Source organism: Bacillus cereus group sp. MYBK15-3 (genome assembly GCF_051916765.1).
Classification (GTDB): domain Bacteria; phylum Bacillota; class Bacilli; order Bacillales; family Bacillaceae_G; genus Bacillus_A; species Bacillus_A cereus.
On record NZ_JBQAHG010000002.1, the window covers coordinates 1,010,315 to 1,033,157 of the forward strand.

The window sequence follows — 22,843 nt, forward strand, 5'->3', positions numbered from 1 at the left end:
AGGAGGAACACAATGGAATACGTAATTGAGATGAATAACATTACGAAAGTATTCCCAGGCATTGTAGCGAATGATGATATTACGCTGCAAGTAAAGCAGGGTGAGATACATGCTTTACTTGGAGAAAATGGTGCAGGGAAATCCACATTGATGAATGTACTATTTGGTTTGTACCAACCAGAGCAGGGTGAAATTAAAATTAAAGGTAAACCTGTAAAAATCACAAATCCGAATATAGCAAATGACCTTGGTATTGGAATGGTCCATCAACACTTTATGCTTGTTCATAATTTTACAGTTACAGAGAATATTATTCTCGGAAATGAACCGAAGAAAAAAGGGAAAATTGCTGTTGAGGATGCTGCTAAAGAAATTCAAAAACTGTCTGAACAATACGGTTTGGCTGTAGATCCATATGCGAAAATACAGGATATTTCAGTGGGTATGCAACAGCGTGTTGAGATTTTGAAAACTCTTTACCGCGGTGCAGAAATTTTAATATTTGATGAACCGACAGCTGTGTTAACACCACAAGAAATTCATGAGCTAATTCAAATTATGAAAAAGCTTGTACAAGAAGGAAAATCTATTGTTCTTATTACACATAAGTTGAAAGAAATTATGGAAGTTTGCGATCGTTGTACGATTATTCGTAAAGGAAAAGGGATTGGAACGGTTGACGTTGCAAATACGGATGAAAATAAACTTGCAGAATTAATGGTCGGACGTCAAGTGAATTTTAAAACAGAAAAAATAGACGCGAAGCCAAAAGAAGAGGTACTTTCAATTGCAAACCTTGTTGTTCACGATGCACGTCAACTACCTGCTGTAAAAGGCCTTGACTTAACTGTTCGTGCGGGGGAAATTGTTGGGATTGCAGGGATTGATGGAAACGGACAAAGTGAATTAATAGAAGCAATTACTGGTTTACGAAAAGTTGAGTCAGGTTCTATTGCAATTAAAGGAAAAGAAATAACAAATTGGCCTGTTAGAAGAATAACAGAAGAAGGAATTGGTCATATTCCAGAAGATCGTCATAAACACGGACTCGTTCTTGATTTTTCTGTTAGAGATAATATAGTTCTTCAAACGTACTATAAAAATCCGTTTTCAAAGAAAGGGATTTTAAATTTCAGCAAAATTACAGAAAAAGCAAAGGCTCTTATTGAACAGTTTGATGTACGTACACCTAGTGAGCAAACGTTAGCACGCGCTCTATCTGGGGGCAATCAACAAAAAGCAATTATTGCACGTGAAGTAGACCGAAATCCAGATTTATTAATTGCGGCACAGCCAACACGTGGTTTAGATGTAGGAGCAATTGAATTTATTCATAAGAGATTAATAGAGCAAAGGGATAAAGGAAAAGGTGTATTACTTTTATCATTAGAGTTAGATGAAATCTTAAATGTTAGCGATCGAATTGCTGTTATTTATGAAGGGGAAATTGTAGCAATAGTTGATGCGAAAGAAACGAATGAACAACAGCTTGGATTGTTAATGGCTGGAGGAACAAAGAAGGAGCAGGTGGGTACAAATGGCTAAAAAACTTTTAACAGAACGAACGATAAATATTTTAGTCCCAGTACTATCCGTTATTTTCGGCTTACTTGTAGGAGCGATTGTAATGCTAGTTAGTGGCTATGATCCAATTGTTGGTTATAGTGCACTTTGGACAGGAATGTTCGGCAGCGCAAGTGCGATTGGTGAAACGCTCCGTACAATGATACCGCTTATTCTTGCTGGCTTATCGGTGGCGTTTGCATTTCGTACAGGTTTATTTAATATCGGGGTAGAGGGTCAATTGTTAGTTGGTTGGCTTGCGGCGGTTTGGTTCGGTTATGCAGTCTCACTACCAGCGTTCCTTCATATTCCATTATCGATTTTATTTGCCGCATTGGTGGGCGGAATTTGGGGCTTCATTCCGGGATATTTAAAAGGGAAGTTTCAAGTGAATGAAGTTATTGTAACTATTATGATGAACTATATTGCGTTGTATGTAACGTATGACATCATTAAGCGTTTCTTACATGCGGGTAATGACAAAACGTATGATATTAAAGAGAGTGCGTCACTATCTTCAGACTGGCTTGCTTCTATTACTGACGGCTCACGTCTACACTGGGGAATTATTATAGCAATTTTAATCGCTATTTTAATGTGGTTCTTATTAGATCGAACAACTTTAGGTTACGAATTAAAGTCTGTAGGATTTAATCAGCATGCTTCTCAATATGCAGGTATGAAAGTTTCTCGTAATGTAGTATTCTCTATGACAATTGCTGGTGCATTTGCGGGGATTGGTGGAGCGATGGAAGGATTAGGGACATTTCAGAGTATGACAGCGATGTCTTCGTTTACAGGAGTAGGATTTGATGGGATTGCCGTAGCATTACTTGGAGGGAATAATCCGTTTGGTATAATCCTTTCAGCTTTATTATTTGGTGGTTTGAAAAGTGCTTCCCCTCAAATGAACTTTGAGGCAGATGTACCGTCAGAGCTTATTAATGTAATTATTGCATGTATCATCTTCTTTGTTGCATGTAGTTATGTGTTAAGATGGGCGCTTACACGCATGAGCAAGGAGGGGAAATAAATGAGCTTTTTAGATATATTAGCCATTCTTGTGACGGGTACGTTATATACATCGGCACCTATCATTTTCACAGCACTAGGTGGTGTATTTAGTGAACGATCGGGTGTTGTAAATATCGGATTAGAAGGACTAATGCTATTTGGTGCATTTATTGGAGTTGTTACAAACTTATTGATGGGTGATACTTGGGGAACGATGACTCCATGGATTGCGTTATTATTTGCGGCAATTGGTAGTGGATTATTTGCATTACTTCATGCGGTAGCTTCTATTACATTCCGAGCAGATCAAGTTGTAAGTGGTGTAGCCATTAACTTCTTATCTCTTGGTTTAACAGTATTTGCAATTAAGAAGATTTTTGATAAAGGGCAGACTGACTTTATTCAGTATCGTATTGAAAAGATTGATATTCCAGGCCTTTCGGATATTCCGGTTTTAGGGAAAATATTTTTCTCGAACGTACCAATAACGTCGTATATTGCCATTATTTTAGCATTCGTTGTTTGGTATGTTATTTATAAAACACCGTTCGGTCTTCGTCTACGTGCTGTTGGTGAACACCCAATGGCAGCGGATACGATGGGGATTAATGTATATAAAATGCGTTATATTGGAGTCTGTATTTCAGGAGTGTTTGCTGGAATTGGTGGAGCGATTTTTGCAATGTCAATTTCTAATAACTTCTCAGGGGCAACTATTACAGGACAAGGTTTCTTAGCTTTAGCTGCTATGATTTTTGGGAAGTGGAATCCACTAGGCGCATTAGGTGCAGCTCTATTCTTTGGTTTTGCGCAATCTCTAAGTGTAACGGGCGGAACAATTCCTGTATTAGATCAAATTCCAAGTGTTTTATTAACGATATTACCATATGTATTCACAATATTAGCGCTTGTTGGTTTTGTAGGTCGTTCTGAAGCTCCGAAAGCATTAGGAACTCCTTATGAAAAAGGAAAACGATAAGTATTTTATAAGTATAAAAAAGCTCGCACATTAGTGTGGGCTTTTTTACATAGAATATATTTAATACGGAATTTTACTATGTTCCTTACATATTAAAGTTTTTAGAAAGAATCATATGTAAGCATAATAAGGGAGAAAAGTTGATTTTTTATTTCTAAAAACTGTATATTGAAGAGGAATATTCCTATATACGTAAAGGAGGGCTATAAATGAAACTAATGGAACAACAACTACATGAGTTAGATGGTTTGCGCGTACATATTATTCCGACTGATAAATATAAAACGAATACCTTTGTATTTCGTTTTAAAGCGCCTTTAAATGAGGAGACGGTGACAGAGCGTGCCTTATTGCCATACGTATTGCAAAGTGCGACAGAAAAATTACCTTCTGTAATTCGTCTTCGTCAATATTTAGAAGAATTATACGGATCTTCTTTAGCGGTAGATGTAAGTAAAAAAGGGGAAGACCATATTATCTCCATTTATGTAGACATTGCAAATGAAGTTTACTTACATGATGCACCACCGTTATTTGAAAAAGCGCTTTCTATGTTGTCAGATATTGTGTTACATCCAGCAACGGAGGGCAACGGTTTCCTATCTTCTATCGTAGAAAGTGAAAAAAGAGCACTGTTACAGAGAATTGAAGCTACTTATGACGATAAAATGCGTTATGCAAACGAGCGTTTAATTGAAGAAATGTGCAAAGTAGAACCGTATCGTTTAAGTGCAAATGGAAAAAAAGAGAGTGTTATGTCTATTACAAATGAAAGTCTGTATCAATATTATCAAAAGGTGTTAGCGGAAGATGAAATGGATCTATATATTATTGGTGATATTTCAGAAAACGCCGTTGATCTTGTAAGTAAGTATTTTTCTATTTCAGCTCGTCCAGTGAGAGAAAGAAATGTACTCCTTCATAGACGAAATAATGAAGAAAAAGAAGTTGTTGAAAAACAAGAATTAAAACAAAGTAAATTACACATCGGTTATCGTACATTTGTCACATATAAAGATGAAGATTATTTTGCATTGCAATTGTTCAATGGATTGTTTGGTGGCTTTTCTCATTCGAAGTTATTCGTAAATGTGCGTGAAAAAAATAGTTTAGCGTACTATGCAGCATCGCGCTTTGAAAGTCATAAAGGTTTATTATTTGTTATGTCAGGAATTGAAGCGAAAAATTATGAAAAAGCAGTTGAGATTATTAAAGAACAAATGCTTGCGATGCAAAACGGAGAGTTTTCTGAAGAAGAAATACATCAAACAAAAAGTGTCATCCAAAATCAAATATTAGAGGCAATTGATACACCACGTGGCTTTGTAGAAATGCTATATCATGGCATTATTTCAGATCGTACACGTCCAGTTGAAGAATGGCTTACAGGTATAGAAAGTGTGACAAAAGAAGAAATTGTAAAAGTTGCTAAAAATATTGAACTAGATACAATTTACTTTTTACAAGGAACGGAGGGAGAGTAAGTGAAGAAAATTGTTTATGAGCAATTAAAAGAAACACTCTATTATGAAAAACTTCCTAATGGATTAGATGTATATGTTTTACCGAAACAAGGATTTAATAAAACATTTGCAACGTTTACGACGAAATATGGTTCTGTAGATAATACATTTGTACCATTAGGGAAAGAAGAAATGATTCGTGTGCCAGATGGGATTGCACATTTTCTTGAGCATAAATTATTTGAAAAAGAAGATCACGATGCTTTCCAATTGTTTAGTAAACAAGGAGCATCGGCAAACGCTTTTACATCCTTCACACGAACAGCTTACCTTTTTTCAGGTACTTCAAACGTAGAACAAAATTTAAATACATTGCTAAACTTCGTACAAGAGCCCTATTTCTCTGAAAAAACAGTTGAAAAAGAGAAGGGGATTATTGGGCAAGAAATTCAAATGTATCAAGATAACCCAGATTGGCGTTTGTACTTTGGGTTAATTGATAGCTTATTTGTAAAACACCCAATTAAAATTGATATTGCGGGGACAATCGAATCTATTAGTAAAATTACGAAAGATTTATTATATGAATGTTATGAAACATTTTATCATCCGAGCAATATGTTATTATTTGTTGTGGGTGCAATTGATCCAGAGAAAACAATGGATTTAGTACGTGAAAATCAAGCGAAAAAAGATTATAAAAACCAGCCAGAAATTGTGCGTTCATTTGAAGAAGAACCAAATGAGGTAAATGAAAAGAAAAAAATTATTTCAATGCCTGTGCAAACGCCGAAATGTTTAGTTGGTATTAAAGCGACTAATTTAAAAGAAAAGGGGCAAGCGCTTTTAAAACAAGAAATTGCGCTTACGTTACTTTTAGATTATTTATTTGGAAAAAGTTCTGTTCATTACGAAGCTTTATATAATGAAGGACTTATTGATGATTCATTCTCGTATGACTATACAGAAGAAAATAACTTCGGTTTTGCAATGGTTGGTGGTGATACGAAACAACCTGATGAATTGGCAGATCGTTTAAAAGATATTTTATTAAAAACAGATTATGATCAATTAGATGCGGCGGCATTAGAACGAGTGAAGAAAAAGAAAATTGGTGGTTTTTTACGCTCGTTAAATTCACCAGAATATATTGCAAATCAATTTACACGATACGCGTTTAATGAATCTAGCCTATTTGATGCATTGACTGTATTAGAAGGACTAACCGTTCAAGACTTACAAGAAGTAGCGGGATTATTGTTATCAGAAGAAAAAATGAGTGTTTGTCAGGTGTTACCGAAAAAATAAAATTTTAAAGATACCCTCATCTTATCATTGAAAAATTGTAAGATGAGGGTATTATTTAGTTGTGTGAAAATTGAAGTTGTAGAGATAAGAGAGGGAATTTATGAAAAAGTATGCGTTAGTAACTGGAGGGAGCGGAGGGATTGGCTCTGCTATTTCGAAACAATTAATTCAAGATGGATATACAGTTTATGTTCATTACAATAACAGTGAAGAAAAGGTATTGGAATTGCAGAAGGCATGGGGAGAAGTTATCCCTGTTCAAGCTAATTTAGCTTCTAGTGATGGAGCAGAACGATTGTGGGGACAAATTGAACATCCTATTGATGTTATTGTATACGCAGCGGGGAAGAGTATTTTTGGATTAGTAACAGATGTAACAAACGATGAATTAGATTATATGGTAGAACTTCAAGTGAAGAACGTATATAAATTACTTTCAATGGCACTTCCGCCTATGATTGAGAGAAGAAGTGGTAATATTGTAATTGTTTCATCTATATGGGGACAAATAGGGGCTTCTTGTGAAGTGCTTTATTCAATGGTAAAAGGGGCGCAAAATTCATATGTGAAAGCTTTAGCGAAAGAAGTTTCTTTAAGTGGATTACGTGTGAATGCAGTAGCACCAGGAGCAATTGAAACGGAAATGTTAAGTGTTTTTTCTGAAGAAGATAAAATGGGAATTGCTGAAGATATACCATTAGGTAGAATAGGATTACCAGAAGAAGTAGCGAAAACAGTTTCATTTCTCGTATCACCAGGAGCGTCTTACATAACTGGACAAATTATCGGAGTGAATGGCGGTTGGCACTGCTAAAAAATTCTTACATAAAAAATGAATAGTTGCACAAATTAAGGATGATTTTATTACTCAATAGTGAGGTGCTTAATTATGTCAGTATTAGATAATTTTGATCAGTGGAAGAGCTTTTTAGGAGAACGTTTAGAGCAAGCGCAAGACAAAGGTTTAGATGGCGGTGCGGTATCAGATATGGCATTTCGTGTTGGCGACTATCTTGCTAATGAAGTAGAAGGACGCAATGACCAAGAGAAATTATTAGCTGAGCTTTGGAAAGTTGCTGATGAACAGGAGCAACATACAATTGCAAATTTAATGGTTAAGTTCGTACAACATAAGTAAAAGTAGAGAGGAGATTCTCCTCTCTACTTTTTTTGTATAATAATTACACAGGATAGATTATACATTTAGCTTCCCTATTAAGGTGAAATCATATAATATAGTACGTAGGTGTAAAGTAAGCAAGGGGAGTGATCTTGGATGATTGAATGGTATTTTGAATATGAAATACATAAAAACCGACCTGGCTTGCTTGGTGACGTTTCTTCGTTAATCGGTATGCTCGGCATTAATATTGTCACAATTAATGGTGTAGATAATGCACGACGTGGGTTACTTCTTATGTGTGATAATCAAGAGCAAATCTCTAGACTTGAATCAATTTTAAATACGATGGATAACATAACGGTAACGAAATATCGTCCGCCCAAGCTAAGAGATAAGCTAGCGGTTAGGCATGGTAGGTACATACAACGAGATGCAGATGATAAGAAAACATTTCGATTTGTGCGTGATGAATTAGGCTTACTTGTAGACTTTATGGCAGAAATCATGAAAAAAGAAGGCCATAAACTAATTGGGATACGTGGAATGCCTCGTGTCGGAAAAACAGAATCCATTGTTGCTGCAAGTGTTTGTGCAAATAAAAGATGGTTATTTGTATCATCTACTCTTATTAAGCAAACTGTTCGCAGTCAATTAATTGAAGATGAGTATAGCGATGACAATATTTTCATCCTAGATGGAATTGTGTCAACGAAGCGTGCTAACGAAAGACATTGGCAGCTCGTTCGTGAAATTATGAGATTGCCTGCAACGAAAGTTGTGGAACATCCTGATGTATTTGTGAGTCAGTCAGAATACACATTGGATGATTTTGATTATATTATCGAGTTGCGTAACGATTATGATGAAGAAATTCAATATAATTTAGTAGATGAAATTGAGCAAGGTACGCAAAATAATTTCTCTATGTTTGACTTTTAAAGAAATATTGAGGTGTTAGTAGTGACGGAATTGGGACAAAAGCTGAAAGAAGCAAGAGAAGCGAAAGGCTTGACTATTGATCAGCTGCATGAGATTACAAAAATTCAAAAACGCCATTTAGTGGCAATTGAAGAAGGCAATTATGATGTATTGCCAGGAGCTTTTTATGCGCGTGCATTCATTAAACAATACGCAGATGCGGTTGGATTAAATGGAGAGGAACTGCTCGTAGAACATCAGAGTACGATACCACAATCTGAAAAGCGTGAAGTTCCACAAGTATCAACGGGACAAAAAACACAAGAAACAATGCAAAAATCTTCATCATGGCCAATTGCAGATCACATGCCGAAAATCTTAGTTGCGCTGTTAGTCATCGCAGTTGGAGTGGTAATCTGGTTTGTGTTTCAAGCGTTAACTGGAAAAGATGATGAAAAAGTTCCAAGCGCTCAAAGTGAGAAAATTGAAGTTCAAAAAGCGAAAGATTCTCCGTTAGATACGAAGAAAGATGAAGTGAAAGCGGAAGAGCCAAAAAAAGAGGAACCAAAGAAAGAAGAACCAAAGAAAGAGGAGCAACCAGCACAACCAACTGGACAGCAAGAAGTGAAAGTAGTTGGAACAACTGGAAAGGTATCTACTTTGGAAATTCATAATAATAAAACATTAGAACTGGAAATTTCAGCTAAGGGTACAAGTTATGTAGATGTTAAGGATGATGCGGGTAACGAAATTCTAAACACTACAGTACAAAGCGGTCAAACAGAGAAACGCGATGTATCAACATTAAAAGAAGTACGACTTAATATTGGAAGTGCACCGAATGTTGAAATTAAACTGAATGGCCAAGTGCTTGCTTTCCCGTTAGATCCACAAAAAGAATATCACCAAAGATTGGTGATTAAAAACCAAGGGATAGAGCAACCAGCACAATAACAGTCATCGCTTCGATGACTTTTTTTCGATGAACAAATGTTTTTGATATGATGGAGGAATAGCTGTGAATTTACCAAATAAAATTACAATATCTAGAATCTTCTTAATTCCAATTTTTATGGTAATTATGTTAGCGCCCTTTGATTGGGGTTCATACAAAGTTGGTGATGTTGATTTGCCAATTCAACATTTAGTGGGGGCACTTATCTTTATCATTGCTTCAGCTACAGATTGGATTGATGGACATTACGCAAGAAAGTATAATCTTGTAACGAATTTAGGGAAGTTTCTTGACCCGTTAGCTGATAAATTGCTTGTTTCGGCAGCACTTATTACATTGGTAGAGATGCAATATGTACCGGCTTGGATTGTTATTGTAATTATCAGTCGTGAGTTTGCGGTAACAGGTTTACGTCTTGTACTTGCTGGAACAGGGGAAGTAGTTGCAGCAAACCAGCTAGGAAAAATTAAGACGTGGACACAAATTATTGCAATTGCAGCATATTTATTACACGATGTACCTTTAAATTTAATCCATATTCCAGTTGCAGATATCTTCATATGGATTGCATTAATCTTTACTGTTATTTCAGGATGGGATTATTTCTGGAAAAATAGAGCTGCTTTTGTAAACTCAAAATAGAAGTTTATGGGGGAATTGGGATGAATGCTGAGATTATTGCGGTTGGAACTGAATTATTACTTGGACAAATTGCAAATACAAATGCCCAGTTTTTATCTGAAAAGTTAGCTTCAATCGGAATTAACGTGTACTATCATACTGTTGTTGGTGATAATAATAAGCGATTGCAAAAGGCGATTGAAGCTGCGGAAGAACGTGCTGATATACTTATTTTTACAGGTGGATTAGGACCGACAAAAGATGATTTAACGAAAGAAACGATAGCTGCTAGTTTAGATGAAGAGCTTGTGTATGATGAAAAGGCATTAGCCTTAATAAGTAATTACTTTAAGCGTACAGGCCGTGAATTTACGGAGAATAATAAAAAGCAAGCGCTCGTTTTAAATGGAGCAACAGTATTTGCAAATGACCACGGTATGGCGCCTGGTATGGGGGTAAATAAGAACGGAAAAGTTTATATTTTATTACCAGGGCCGCCAAAAGAAATGAAACCAATGTATGTAAGTTACGTAGAGCCTTTTTTACGTAATTTTACAACAGGAGAAAACATTTATTCTCGTGTGCTTCGTTTCTTCGGTATTGGGGAGTCCCAATTAGAGGTGAAAGTGCAAGATTTAATTGATGGACAAACAAACCCAACAATCGCCCCGTTAGCAAATGATGGAGAAGTGACATTACGTTTAACCGCTAAGCATCAAAATGTTAGCGAAGCGGAGAAATTAATTCAACATGTGGAAGATTTGATTTTAGAAAGAGTAGGAGAATTTTTCTACGGATATGACCAAGAATTTTTGCATTATAAGGCAATCGAGTTATTGAAGAGAAAAGGGTTAACTTTAGCGTGTGCAGAAAGTTTAACAGGTGGTCTTTTTGGAAATCAAGTAACTGAAAACGCTGGTGTTTCTTCTGTGTTTAAAGGCGGTGTCATTTGTTATCATGATGATGTGAAGCAACATGTTTTACGTGTGCCTGAAGAAGTGTTGCATACTGATGGTGCAGTTAGTAAAGAATGTGCTCGTTATCTTGCTGAAAATGTTAAGGATGTATTAAAAGCGGATATCGGAATTAGTTTCACTGGGGTAGCAGGGCCAGATGCTTCAGAGCAGAAAGAACCAGGAACAGTATTTGTTGGGCTTTCGATTAAGGAAGAACCAACTGTAGTCTTTCCTCTTAATTTAAGCGGAAGTCGTCAACAAATTAGAGAACGAACAGCAAAATATGGATTTTATCATTTATATAAAAAGCTAGAAGAGATATAAATTTCTTCTAGTTTTTTTACGGTTAAATTTAGATATTATTTGATAGAAAATAAAAAAATCGAATAAATGTTCGATTTTTGTTGGCAAATTGAATTGAAAATAGGTATAATAAGATTAGCAATTCAGTTAAGGAGGAATTTTGAATGAGTGATCGTCAAGCAGCGTTAGATATGGCGTTAAAACAAATAGAGAAGCAATTCGGTAAAGGTTCAATTATGAAATTAGGAGAACAAGCGGAGCGTAGAGTTTCTACGGTTTCTAGTGGTTCTTTAGCACTTGATGTGGCACTAGGAGTAGGCGGATATCCACGTGGCCGTATTATCGAAATTTACGGACCTGAAAGTTCAGGTAAAACGACAGTTTCATTACATGCAATTGCAGAAGTACAACGTCAAGGTGGACAAGCAGCATTCATTGATGCGGAGCACGCAATGGATCCTGTATATGCACAAAAATTAGGCGTTAACATAGATGAATTACTATTATCACAGCCTGATACAGGGGAGCAAGGATTGGAAATCGCGGAAGCACTTGTACGAAGTGGTGCGGTTGACATTATCGTAATTGACTCTGTAGCAGCTCTTGTACCGAAAGCAGAGATTGAAGGCGATATGGGTGACTCACACGTAGGTTTACAAGCACGTTTAATGTCACAAGCACTTCGTAAGCTTTCAGGAGCAATTAACAAATCAAAAACAATTGCAATCTTTATTAACCAAATTCGTGAAAAAGTTGGGGTTATGTTCGGAAACCCAGAAACAACTCCAGGTGGTCGTGCGTTGAAATTCTATTCAACTGTCCGTCTTGAAGTGCGTCGTGCGGAGCAATTAAAGCAAGGTAACGACATCGTTGGTAATAAAACAAAAGTAAAAGTAGTGAAAAATAAAGTAGCACCACCATTCCGTGTTGCGGAAGTTGATATTATGTACGGAGAAGGTATTTCAAGAGAAGGTGAAATCTTGGATATGGCTTCTGAGCTTGATATCGTTCAAAAGAGCGGTGCTTGGTATTCTTATAATGAAGAACGCCTAGGACAAGGTCGTGAAAATTCGAAGCAGTTCTTAAAAGAAAATACAGATTTAAGAGAAGAAATTGCCTTCTTTATTCGTGAGCATCACGGAATTAGTGAAGATTCTGGTGCTGAGGGCGCAGAAGATTCAACTCTTCTTGATTAAAAAAATAAAAGACACGGTCTCGTGTCTTTTATTTTTTTATCTACTATTAAGGAGCATAATACTATAGATAAAAATATTTTTTGACTTCAAATGGGTTGTGTAAAGAAGGATATGTAAATATTTTAAGTAAAAAAATGGGAATTACTAAGGTTTTCCAGTATAATAGGCTCCTTACTTTTCAAATTTAGGTCACATTCAAGGCTGAAGGTAAAGAAAGTAAAAGTAGACAACGCTTGACAATGAAAATTACGATAGATACAATGAGAATGTATATTTTTTCTTATATACGATATACTCTTCTCAAGAAGAGAAGTAATATTCGGAGTAAGGTTTAAATCTTACCGAAATAATAATATGACATTTTAATTGTGAAATGAAGAAAGTCCCTTAAAAAAGCGGGACGACGGTCTTTGCTGTATGTTGTAATTCAATGTACATGCCGACAGTCTTTTTTCATTCATAGCAAGGGGAGGTGAAATCATGAGTAGTACAGTTTGGATACTCATCTCCATTTTGCTTGCAACAACAGTCGGTGCAGTTGTTGGCTTTTTTGTTCGAAAGTCTATTGCTGAAGCGAAGATTAATGGTGCGGCTAATGAAGCAAAACGTATTCTAGACGAAGCGAATCGTGAGGCTGAAGCACTTAAGAAAGAAGCGCTTTTAGAAGCAAAGGATGAAATTCATACACTTCGTACAGAAGCTGAATTAGAAATTCGTGACCGTAGAAGCGAATTACAAAAACAAGAAAATCGTTTAATGCAAAAAGAAGAGAACCTTGATCGTAAAGACGAAACGCTCGATAAACGCGAGCAACAGTTAGAGAAGAAAGAGGAATCTCTTGTAGCGAGACAACAACAGATTGAAGAGTTGGAAAGCAAAGTGGGAGAGTTAGTTCAAAAGCAACAAACAGAATTAGAGCGCATTTCCAATCTGACACGCGAACAAGCGAAAGCAATTATTCTTGGTAAAGTAGAAAATGAAGTTTCTCATGAAATCGCTGTTATGGTAAAAGAAAGTGAAGTTCGCGCGAAAGAAGAAGCGGATAAGAAAGCAAAAGAGATTTTATCTCTTGCAATGCAAAGATGTGCAGCTGATCATGTTGCTGAAACAACCGTTTCGGTTGTAAATCTTCCAAATGACGAAATGAAGGGACGTATTATCGGGCGTGAAGGTCGTAATATTCGTACGTTAGAAACGTTAACGGGTATTGACTTAATTATCGATGATACACCAGAGGCGGTAATCCTTTCTGGATTCGACCCAATTCGTCGTGAAACAGCTCGTATCGCTCTTGATAAACTAGTACAGGACGGACGTATTCACCCAGCGCGTATTGAAGAGATGGTCGAAAAATCAAGACGTGAAGTGGACGAGTATATTCGCGAAGTCGGAGAGCAAACAACGTTTGAAGTGGGTGTTCATGGATTACATCCAGATTTAATTAAAATTTTAGGTCGTTTAAAATACCGTACAAGTTATGGTCAAAACGTCTTAAAACACTCTATGGAAGTTGCATATTTAACTGGACTTATGGCGGCAGAGCTTGGCGAGGATGAAAAACTAGCAAGACGTGCAGGTCTATTACATGATATCGGAAAAGCGATTGACCATGAAGTAGAAGGAAGCCACGTTGAAATTGGTGTTGAACTTGCAACGAAATATAAAGAGCATCCTGTAGTTATAAACAGTATCGCATCTCACCATGGTGACACAGAACCAACTTCTATCATTGCAGTTTTAGTTGCAGCAGCAGATGCTTTATCAGCTGCAAGACCGGGAGCTCGTAGTGAAACACTTGAAAACTATATTCGTCGTCTTGAAAAGTTAGAAGAGATTTCAGAGTCTTATGAAGGCGTTGAAAAATCATTTGCAATTCAAGCAGGACGTGAAGTTCGTATTTTGGTAAAACCAGATACAATCGATGACTTAGAAGCTCATCGTTTAGCTCGTGATATCCGAAAACGTATTGAAAATGAACTGGATTACCCAGGACATATTAAAGTAACTGTTATTCGTGAAACACGTGCAGTGGAATACGCAAAATAAAGTGGTGAAACACCACTTTATTTTTTTGTGTTGGAATTGGATAAAATAAAGACAGTTAGTTATATAGCATAAAAGTGAAACAAACTTATAATAAAGATATTATAAGGAATTTACTTGATGCTATAGCAATAAAAAATGCAGTACATAGAAAGGGTAAGACATATGAGAATATTATTTGTTGGGGATGTAGTAGGATCTCCTGGTAGAGGTATGATTCAACAATACGTACCGGCATTAAAGAAAAAATATACACCTACAGTAACAATCATTAATGGAGAAAATGCAGCAGGTGGCCGTGGGATTACAGAAAAAATATATCGAAACTTTTTAGAGTGTGGGGCGCAGGCAGTTACACTTGGAAACCACGCTTGGGATAATCGTGAAGTATTTGAATTCATCGATGATGCAAAATATCTTGCAAGACCAGCTAACTTCCCAGAAGGAACTCCAGGAAAAGGACTTATCTTTGTGAACTGTAATGGAACAGAAGTTGCAGTTATTAATTTACAAGGACGTACTTTCCTTCCTCCAATTGATTGTCCATTCCGTAAAGTGGATGAATTAATTAATATTGCGAAAAAACGTACGAATATTATATTTGTTGATTTCCATGCGGAGACTACAAGTGAAAAACAAGCGCTAGGTTGGTATGTAGATGGACGTGCTACAGCAGTAGTAGGTACGCATACGCATGTCCCTACAGCGGATAACCGTATTTTACCAAGCGGAACGGCATACATTACAGATGTTGGGATGACAGGGCCGTATGACGGAATATTAGGTATGGACAGAGAAGCAGTATTGAAGAAGTTTTTAACAAACTTACCAGTACGATTTGAAGTAACAAATGGTAGAACGCAATTAAGTGCAGTGTTAATTGATGTGGATCCAAATACAGGAAAAGCAAAGAAAATTGAACGTATTTTAATTAATGATGATCAACCATTTTTTGAGTAAATTTTCGTTAAATTTTAGATAAGTTATTATATTTTAATTTTTTAGAAAAATTACGAAAATTTAGCAGGAATACGCGCCATTCCTCGTGAATATAAGTTAAAGTGAAATAATTGCTAATACTTTTTAAAGAAACGAGGAGGAAACGCGGAATGGAAATATTAAAAGTTAAAGCAACGTCGGTCCCTAATTCTGTAGCTGGTGCACTTGCAGGTGTTATTCGCGAACGCGGAACAGCAGAAATTCAAGCTATTGGTGCAGGTGCATTGAACCAAGCTGTAAAGGCAGTAGCAATCGCAAGAGGATTTGTAGCGCCTAGTGGTTTGGACCTGATTTGTATCCCAGCGTTTACAGATATTATGATTGATGGCGAAGAGCGTACAGCAATAAAATTAATTGTAGAACCTCGTTAAGTTTAAACAACCTGTTTGCAGTATGCAAACAGGTTGTTTTTATAATGGAGGAATGAAAATGAAAATTTTTGATGCTCATTGTGACGTGCTTCTTCAGTTATGGAGTGCACAAGGGAAAAGGGATTTTAAAGATGATTCACAATTACATATTACATTTGAACAGTTAAAGAGAAGAAAAGGAAGTATACAATGTTTTGCTATATATGTACCAGAAACAGTGGCATATGAAAACCGATTTGAAGTAGCATTACAAATGGTAGATATTTTTTATAATGAGATTTTATCCCTACCAGGTGTGAAGTTTATTCAGACAAAAGATGATATTAACATATTAAAACAAGACGAGATTGGAGCGATATTAACAATAGAAGGATGCGAAACAATTGGAAAAGATGCAATGAAATTACGGTTGTTGTATCGCCTAGGAGTACGTTCTTTTGGACTAACATGGAATTATGCCAATCTCTTAGCTGATGGTGCGCTAGAGACACGTGGGGCGGGTTTAACGACTTTTGGTAAACATGTTGTACAAGAACTGAATACGTTACATGTATGGACTGATGTGTCTCATTTGAATGAAAGAAGTTTTTGGGATGTTATAGAGATTGCAAAAAATCCTATTGCTTCCCACTCAAATTGTATGAAACTTTGCGAGCACCCACGTAATTTAAACGATGAACAACTTAAAGCTCTTATAAAGCGAAATGGCATGATTGGTGTCACTTTTGTACCGCAGTTTCTAACAAATGAAAAACAAGCGAATGTAGCAGATATAGTAAGACATATCGAATATATTTGTTCATTAGGTGGAGAGCGCAATATAGGATTTGGTTCCGATTTTGATGGGATTTTAGAAACAGTTGTAAATGTATCAGCGTATCGAGATTATGAAAATGTAATGAATGAGCTTTGTAAACACTATGCTGCATCTACTGTAGAACGATTTTTATATGATAATTTTGTAGAACATATGAGTTTTTAAATCCCGATTTAAAATTCAGAAAAATTAAAATTAATTCATTTGATTTTATTGCTTTTTTTAAGACCTAATACTAGAATGAAAAACAAAATAGCTTTATACTAAAGATTCAGGGAAATCAGAAGAGGCATAATTTGCGTCCGTTGTAGTTTATTTGCATAAAAAATGCTAAACTATTACTGTAAAAAAATACACTACAATGAATGCAGCCAAAAGGGGTGTAGGAGATGATTAGTCAACTTTCATGGAAAGTTGGAGGCCAACAAGGTGAAGGAATTGAAAGTACAGGAGAAATCTTCTGTATTGCATTAAACCGATTAGGATATTACCTATACGGTTACCGCCACTTCTCATCACGTATAAAAGGCGGCCATACAAATAATAAAATTCGTGTAAGTACAACAGAAGTACGAGCGATCTCAGATGATTTAGATATTTTAATTGCTTTTGACCAAGAAACAATTGATTTTAATTTTCACGAACTACGTCCAGGTGGAATTGTAGTTGCGGATGCGAAATTTAATCCAACAATACCTGACAATACAGATGTAAATCTATATGTGATACCGTTTACAGATATTGCTTCAGAATTAGGCACATCATTAATGAAAAACATGGTTGCTGTTGGAGCATCAAGTGCAGTATTAGGATTAGATGAAACAGCTTATTTAGATGTTGTTGAAGAAATCTTTGGTCGTAAAGGAGAGCAAGTCGTTCAAAAGAATATGGACGCAATTAAACGCGGCTCTCAATATATGAAAGAATTACTAGGTGAGAAAGTAAACATGATGCAGCTTGAAAAAGCTGATGGTAAAAAACGCATGTTTATGATTGGAAACGATGCAATCGCATTTGGTGCGGTAGCTGGTGGTGCTCGTTTTATGTCAGCATACCCAATCACACCTGCATCAGAAATTATGGAATACTTAATTAAAAAATTACCGAAAGTCGGCGGAACAGTAATCCAAACTGAGGATGAAATCGCAGCTTGTACAATGGCAATCGGTGCAAACTATGCTGGTGTTCGTACATTAACGGCATCTGCTGGTCCTGGTCTTTCATTAATGATGGAAGCAATCGGTTTAGCGGGTATTACAGAAACCCCATTAGTAATTGTTGATACACAACGTGGCGGCCCAAGTACAGGATTACCAACGAAACAAGAACAGTCTGACTTAATGGCGATGATTTACGGTACGCATGGTGAAATTCCAAAAATCGTAATGGCGCCAAGTACAGTTGAAGAAGCTTTCTATGACATTGTAGAAGCATTTAACTTATCTGAAGAATATCAAGTTCCTGTTATTTTCTTAACAGATTTACAGCTTTCGTTAGGAAAACAAACAGTAGAACCACTTAAATTAGATAAAGTGGAAATTCGTCGTGGTAAGCTTGATTTAGAAGCAGAATTACCAGAACGTGAAAATAAAGCATACTTCAAGCGTTATGAAGTAACAGAAGACGGCGTTTCACCACGTGTTTTACCTGGTATGAAAAATGGTGTTCACCATGTTACAGGTGTAGAACATGATGAAACTGGAAAACCGTCGGAATCAGCAATAAACCGTAAAGATCAAATGGACAAACGTTTCCGTAAAATGGAGAACTTGAAGTTTAATACCCCTGTTTATAAAAATGTTAAGCATGAAGAAGCAGACGTATTGCTTGTTGGATTTAACTCAACTCGTGGTGCGATCGAAGAGGCAATGACGCGTTTAGAACAAGAGGGTATGAAAGTAAACCATGCTCATGTGCGTTTAATTCACCCGTTCCCAACAGCTGAAATCGATCCACTTGTGAAAAAGGCGAAGCGTGTTGTAGTAGTAGAAAACAATGCAACAGGTCAGCTTGCTAACATTATGAAAATGAATCTTGGTAATGGTGAGAAAATTTCTAGTCTTTTAAAATATGATGGAAACCCATTCTTGCCGAAAGAGATTTACAACGAATGCAAAAAAGGGGTTGTATTAAATGGCAACATTTAAGGACTTTCGTAACAGTGTAAAGCCAAACTGGTGCCCAGGTTGCGGAGACTTCTCAGTGCAAGCTGCAATTCAACGTGCGGCAGCTAACGTTGGCCTAAATCCAGATGAACTTGCTGTTATTTCTGGTATCGGCTGTTCAGGCCGTATTTCAGGTTATATTAATTCATATGGTGTGCATAGTATTCATGGTCGTGCCCTTCCGATTGCACAAGGTGTGAAAATGGCAAATCGTGATTTAACAGTTATCGCTTCAGGTGGTGACGGTGATGGATTTGCGATTGGTATGGGACATACAATCCATTCTATTCGTCGTAATATCGACATTACGTACATCGTAATGGATAACCAAATTTATGGATTAACAAAAGGGCAAACTTCACCACGTAGTGAAGCTGGATTTAAAACGAAAAGCACACCACAAGGTTCAATTGAACCATCACTAAATGTAATGGAAATGGCCTTAACAGCTGGTGCGACATTTGTGGCGCAAAGCTTTTCGAGTGATTTAAAAGAATTAACACAAATTATTGAAGCTGGTATTAACCATAAAGGATTTTCATTAATTAACGTATTTAGCCCATGTGTTACTTACAATAAAGTAAATACTTACGATTGGTTTAAAGAGAACTTAACGAAACTAAGCACAGTAGAGGGATATGATCCATCTAATCGCATGATGGCTATGCAAACTTTAATGGAAAATAACGGTTTAGTAACAGGGTTAATTTATCAAAATACTAAGCAACCATCATATCAAGAACTTGTTAAAGGCTATAGTGAAGAGCCTTTAGTGAAATCTGATTTAAATATGGATCAGAAAATGTTTGATGAGCTTGTTGCTGAATTTATGTAATGTAAGAAAAAAAGGTTGCCGATTTGGCAACCTTTTTTTATGTACAAAATATAGGGTAGCCTTATTTACTTAGAAAATTCAGAATGATAAAATAATATATAAATCGTTGTATGAAAATGGCAAGTTCATTGCTTATGAAATGTAAGGTAATAAAAGGCCTTTGTATTGTTAAGATTGGCGAAACACGTCATACTATGGTAATGTTTATAGGGATAAAGCAATATGCTTTTGGGTAGGACAACAAGAAATGATAAAAAGGGAATGTCTATTTGCGTGGGGAAGACTTCATTCTTATGAATGATTAGATTGATTACTCAAGTTTCAAAGGACAAGTTATCTCTCCAGCTATCTAACCATTTTTGAGGTGAGTCTAAGCGCATTAAAATGGACTATAGAGTGTGTATAGTTAAGGGTGAAAGGAGATTACCGATGAACGAGCAACAACGATTAGCAAGTCAACAAGCAAATTCCTCTATGAAAAAAGAAGAGAAAGATTATAGTAAATACTTTGAAAGTGTATATCAACCACCTTCCTTAAAGGATGCGAAAAAGCGTGGGAAAGAAGAAGTTAAAATTGAACGGGATTTTGGCTTACCTGAAGAGTTTCGCAATTTTGGTACAGGAAGAAAGTTCTATATTCGTACATATGGTTGTCAAATGAATGAGCATGATACGGAAGTAATGGCAGGTATTTTCACAGCACTTGGATATGAACCAACTTTTTCAACTGAGGATGCAGATGTAGTTTTATTAAACACTTGTGCAATTCGTGAAAATGCTGAAAATAAGGTGTTTGGTGAGCTAGGCCATTTAAAGTCACTCAAACGAAGAAATCCAGACCTTTTAATTGGTGTATGTGGTTGTATGTCTCAAGAGGAATCTGTTGTAAATAAAATTATGCAAAAAAATCAGCATGTAGATATGGTATTTGGAACGCATAATATTCATAGACTACCGTACATTCTAAAAGATGCGATGTTCTCGAAAGAGACGGTAGTTGAAGTATGGTCAAAAGAAGGTGACGTAATTGAAAACCTTCCGAAAGTACGTCGTGGTGATATTAAAGCTTGGGTAAATATTATGTATGGCTGTGATAAATTCTGTACGTATTGTATTGTACCGTATACACGCGGAAAAGAGCGAAGTAGACGTCCAGAAGATATTATCCAAGAGATTCGTCATTTAGCTGCAAATGGTTATAAAGAAATTACGTTACTTGGACAAAACGTAAATGCATATGGTAAAGACTTTGAAGATATAGAATACGGTCTTGGCGATTTAATGGACGAACTTCGTAAAGTTGATATTGCCCGTATTCGTTTTACAACGAGCCATCCACGTGATTTCGATGATCACTTAATTGAAGTGCTTGGAAAAGGTGGCAACCTAGTAGAACATATCCATTTACCAGTTCAATCTGGAAGTACAGATATGCTGAAAATTATGGCACGTAAATATTCGCGTGAGCATTATTTAGAACTTGTAAGAAAAATTAAAGAAGCAATTCCAGATGTAGTATTAACAACAGATATTATCGTTGGTTTTCCAAATGAAACAGATGAGCAATTTGAAGAAACGATGTCGTTATATCGTGAAGTAGGGTTTGATACTGCCTTTACATTCATTTATTCTCCTCGCGAAGGTACACCAGCTGCAAAAATGAAAGATAATGTACCGATGGAAGTAAAGAAAGAACGTCTTCAGCGCTTAAATACACTAGTAAATACGTTGGCAATTGAAAAGAATAGTCGTTACAAAGGTCAAATTGTAGAAGTGTTAGTTGATGGGGAAAGTAAAAATAATCCGGAAGTACTTGCAGGTTATACTCGTACGAATAAACTTGTAAACTTCGTCGCTTCAAAATCTTTAATTGGTCAGCTTGTGAAAGTGAAAATAACGGAAGCAAAAACTTGGTCTCTTAACGGGGAATTAGTTGAAGAGCCGATTGAGGTGAAATAATAGATGAAAGTATATTCGAAAGATGACATTGTTGAACAAGCGAAAGAATTAGCAAAAATGATTTCTGAAACAGAAGAAGTTGATTTTTTTAAGAAAGCAGAGGCGCAAATTCATAAAAATGAAAATGTAAAGCGCGCAATCGATGAAATTAAAGCACTGCAAAAACAAGCAGTAAACTTGCAACATTACGGGAAATGGGAAGCTTTAAAAAAGGTAGAAGCTGAAATTGATGCATTGCAAGATAAGTTAGACAGTATTCCAGTCGTACAACAATTTAAATCTTCACAAACATACGTAAATGACTTATTACAGTTAGTTGCTAGTACAATTTCTAACAACGTAACAGATGAAATATTAATTTCAACTGGTGGCGATGTACTAAAGGGTGAAACTGGCGCAGCGGTAGAAAGTAAAAAAGGAAATTGTGGTTGTTAAAGAGATGTCATATTGACATCTCTTTTTTTTTGTGGATTAAACGTAAGTTCTTCTCAAAAAAAGAATGACACATTCCGCTATTGTCACGCATATGATTAAGTGAATAGTGATTGAGGAGGGTTACGAATGTCCGAATTTAGAGAGATTATTACAAAAGCAGTGGTTGGAAAAGGACGTAAGTATACAAAGTCAACGCATACATGTGAATCGAATAATGAGCCAACAAGTATTTTAGGGTGCTGGGTAATTAACCACTCGTACGAAGCAAGAAAGAATGGAAAACATGTGGAAATTGAAGGTTTCTATGATGTGAACACTTGGTATTCATTTGATGGAAATACAAAGACTGAAGTTGTAACAGAACGTGTGAACTACACGGACGAAGTAAGTATTGGTTATCGTGATAAAAACTTTTCTGGTGACGATTTAGAAATTATTGCTCGTGTTATTCAGCCGCCAAATTGTTTAGAAGCACTTGTATCACCAAATGGTAATAAAATTGTTGTAACTGTAGAACGTGAATTTGTAACAGAAGTAGTTGGAGAAACGAAAATTTGTGTAAGTGTAAATCCTGAAGGCTGCGTAGAATCAGATGATGATTTCCAAATTGCTGATGATGAATTTGAAGAATTAGATCCGAACTTTATAGTTGATGCAGAAGAAGAGTAATAGAAAGCTAGGGAGAAGTTCTTCCTAGCTTTTTACTTTACATAAGTGGGGCTGAATGAACATGATTCTTTATGAAATATGTTATAATGAAGAAAGACTCCTGAAATAGGAGATAAGAGTGTCCGTGAAATGCGACATATATGAAAATAGA

General features: G+C 36.2%; 21 protein-coding genes. All 21 read left to right on the forward strand.

Going from position 1 to position 22,843, the window contains the following annotated elements:
- Positions 1 to 12 precede the first annotated feature (12 nt).
- Positions 13 to 1,545, forward strand: coding sequence for an ABC transporter ATP-binding protein (locus tag ACTFR8_RS13755; RefSeq protein ID WP_000456907.1), 1,533 nt, complete (start codon positions 13 to 15; stop codon positions 1,543 to 1,545).
- Positions 1,538 to 2,596: an ABC transporter permease gene (locus ACTFR8_RS13760; RefSeq protein WP_086392607.1), complete on the forward strand. Its 1,059-nt coding sequence runs from the start codon at positions 1,538 to 1,540 to the stop codon at positions 2,594 to 2,596. The genes ACTFR8_RS13755 and ACTFR8_RS13760 overlap by 8 nt, the downstream gene beginning before the upstream one ends.
- The gene (locus ACTFR8_RS13765) at positions 2,597 to 3,556 is read left to right on the forward strand and encodes an ABC transporter permease (RefSeq protein ID WP_000008857.1); all 960 of its coding nucleotides are present in this window, start codon (positions 2,597 to 2,599) and stop codon (positions 3,554 to 3,556) included.
- Positions 3,557 to 3,765: 209 nt separating this feature from the next.
- A complete protein-coding gene (yfmF, locus tag ACTFR8_RS13770) occupies positions 3,766 to 5,040 on the forward strand; it encodes an EF-P 5-aminopentanol modification-associated protein YfmF (RefSeq protein WP_000772405.1) in 1,275 nt (424 codons plus the stop codon).
- Positions 5,041 to 6,327, forward strand: a complete 1,287-nt coding sequence (gene yfmH, locus ACTFR8_RS13775; protein ID WP_252209681.1) for an EF-P 5-aminopentanol modification-associated protein YfmH — start codon at positions 5,041 to 5,043, stop codon at positions 6,325 to 6,327. It begins immediately after the preceding gene.
- A gap of 100 nt (positions 6,328 to 6,427) precedes the next feature.
- Complete coding sequence (gene ymfI / locus ACTFR8_RS13780) at positions 6,428 to 7,141, forward strand: elongation factor P 5-aminopentanone reductase (protein ID WP_000759606.1); 714 nt, start codon at positions 6,428 to 6,430, stop codon at positions 7,139 to 7,141.
- 75 nt (positions 7,142 to 7,216) lie between these two features.
- The gene (locus ACTFR8_RS13785) at positions 7,217 to 7,465 is read left to right on the forward strand and encodes a DUF3243 domain-containing protein (RefSeq protein WP_000114450.1); all 249 of its coding nucleotides are present in this window, start codon (positions 7,217 to 7,219) and stop codon (positions 7,463 to 7,465) included.
- 138 nt (positions 7,466 to 7,603) lie between these two features.
- Positions 7,604 to 8,389, forward strand: coding sequence for a DUF3388 domain-containing protein (locus tag ACTFR8_RS13790; RefSeq protein ID WP_000574107.1), 786 nt, complete (start codon positions 7,604 to 7,606; stop codon positions 8,387 to 8,389).
- A gap of 21 nt (positions 8,390 to 8,410) precedes the next feature.
- Positions 8,411 to 9,322, forward strand: coding sequence for a helix-turn-helix domain-containing protein (locus tag ACTFR8_RS13795; RefSeq protein ID WP_000137476.1), 912 nt, complete (start codon positions 8,411 to 8,413; stop codon positions 9,320 to 9,322).
- A 64-nt stretch (positions 9,323 to 9,386) separates the two neighbouring features.
- Positions 9,387 to 9,965 carry a CDP-diacylglycerol--glycerol-3-phosphate 3-phosphatidyltransferase gene (gene pgsA / locus ACTFR8_RS13800; RefSeq protein WP_001052970.1) on the forward strand — a complete coding sequence of 193 codons (579 nt, stop codon included), beginning with the start codon at positions 9,387 to 9,389 and terminating at the stop codon, positions 9,963 to 9,965.
- Between the two features lie 20 nt (positions 9,966 to 9,985).
- Positions 9,986 to 11,224, forward strand: a complete 1,239-nt coding sequence (locus ACTFR8_RS13805) for a competence/damage-inducible protein A (RefSeq protein WP_098938495.1) — start codon at positions 9,986 to 9,988, stop codon at positions 11,222 to 11,224.
- Positions 11,225 to 11,367: 143 nt separating this feature from the next.
- Complete coding sequence (gene recA, locus ACTFR8_RS13810) at positions 11,368 to 12,399, forward strand: recombinase RecA (protein WP_001283860.1); 1,032 nt, start codon at positions 11,368 to 11,370, stop codon at positions 12,397 to 12,399.
- 480 nt (positions 12,400 to 12,879) lie between these two features.
- Positions 12,880 to 14,445: a ribonuclease Y gene (gene rny, locus ACTFR8_RS13815; RefSeq protein ID WP_000099770.1), complete on the forward strand. Its 1,566-nt coding sequence runs from the start codon at positions 12,880 to 12,882 to the stop codon at positions 14,443 to 14,445.
- A 162-nt stretch (positions 14,446 to 14,607) separates the two neighbouring features.
- Complete coding sequence (locus ACTFR8_RS13820; RefSeq protein ID WP_001221095.1) at positions 14,608 to 15,402, forward strand: TIGR00282 family metallophosphoesterase; 795 nt, start codon at positions 14,608 to 14,610, stop codon at positions 15,400 to 15,402.
- 149 nt (positions 15,403 to 15,551) lie between these two features.
- Positions 15,552 to 15,812, forward strand: coding sequence for a stage V sporulation protein SpoVS (spoVS, locus tag ACTFR8_RS13825; protein ID WP_000404341.1), 261 nt, complete (start codon positions 15,552 to 15,554; stop codon positions 15,810 to 15,812).
- Between the two features lie 58 nt (positions 15,813 to 15,870).
- The gene (locus ACTFR8_RS13830; protein WP_025966586.1) at positions 15,871 to 16,794 is read left to right on the forward strand and encodes a dipeptidase; all 924 of its coding nucleotides are present in this window, start codon (positions 15,871 to 15,873) and stop codon (positions 16,792 to 16,794) included.
- A 224-nt stretch (positions 16,795 to 17,018) separates the two neighbouring features.
- Complete coding sequence (locus ACTFR8_RS13835) at positions 17,019 to 18,776, forward strand: 2-oxoacid:acceptor oxidoreductase subunit alpha (RefSeq protein WP_000625417.1); 1,758 nt, start codon at positions 17,019 to 17,021, stop codon at positions 18,774 to 18,776.
- Entirely contained in the window at positions 18,763 to 19,629 is an 867-nt protein-coding gene (locus ACTFR8_RS13840; RefSeq protein ID WP_000190155.1) for a 2-oxoacid:ferredoxin oxidoreductase subunit beta, read from the forward strand. Before ACTFR8_RS13835 ends, ACTFR8_RS13840 begins: the two co-directional genes overlap by 14 nt.
- Positions 19,630 to 20,058: 429 nt before the next feature.
- A complete protein-coding gene (gene miaB, locus ACTFR8_RS13845; protein ID WP_001005375.1) occupies positions 20,059 to 21,588 on the forward strand; it encodes a tRNA (N6-isopentenyl adenosine(37)-C2)-methylthiotransferase MiaB in 1,530 nt (509 codons plus the stop codon).
- A gap of 3 nt (positions 21,589 to 21,591) precedes the next feature.
- Positions 21,592 to 22,023: a RicAFT regulatory complex protein RicA family protein gene (locus ACTFR8_RS13850; protein ID WP_000870461.1), complete on the forward strand. Its 432-nt coding sequence runs from the start codon at positions 21,592 to 21,594 to the stop codon at positions 22,021 to 22,023.
- A gap of 126 nt (positions 22,024 to 22,149) precedes the next feature.
- On the forward strand, positions 22,150 to 22,692 hold the full coding sequence (cotE, locus tag ACTFR8_RS13855) for an outer spore coat protein CotE (protein ID WP_001288799.1): 543 nt from the start codon (positions 22,150 to 22,152) through the stop codon (positions 22,690 to 22,692).
- Positions 22,693 to 22,843 lie beyond the last annotated feature (151 nt).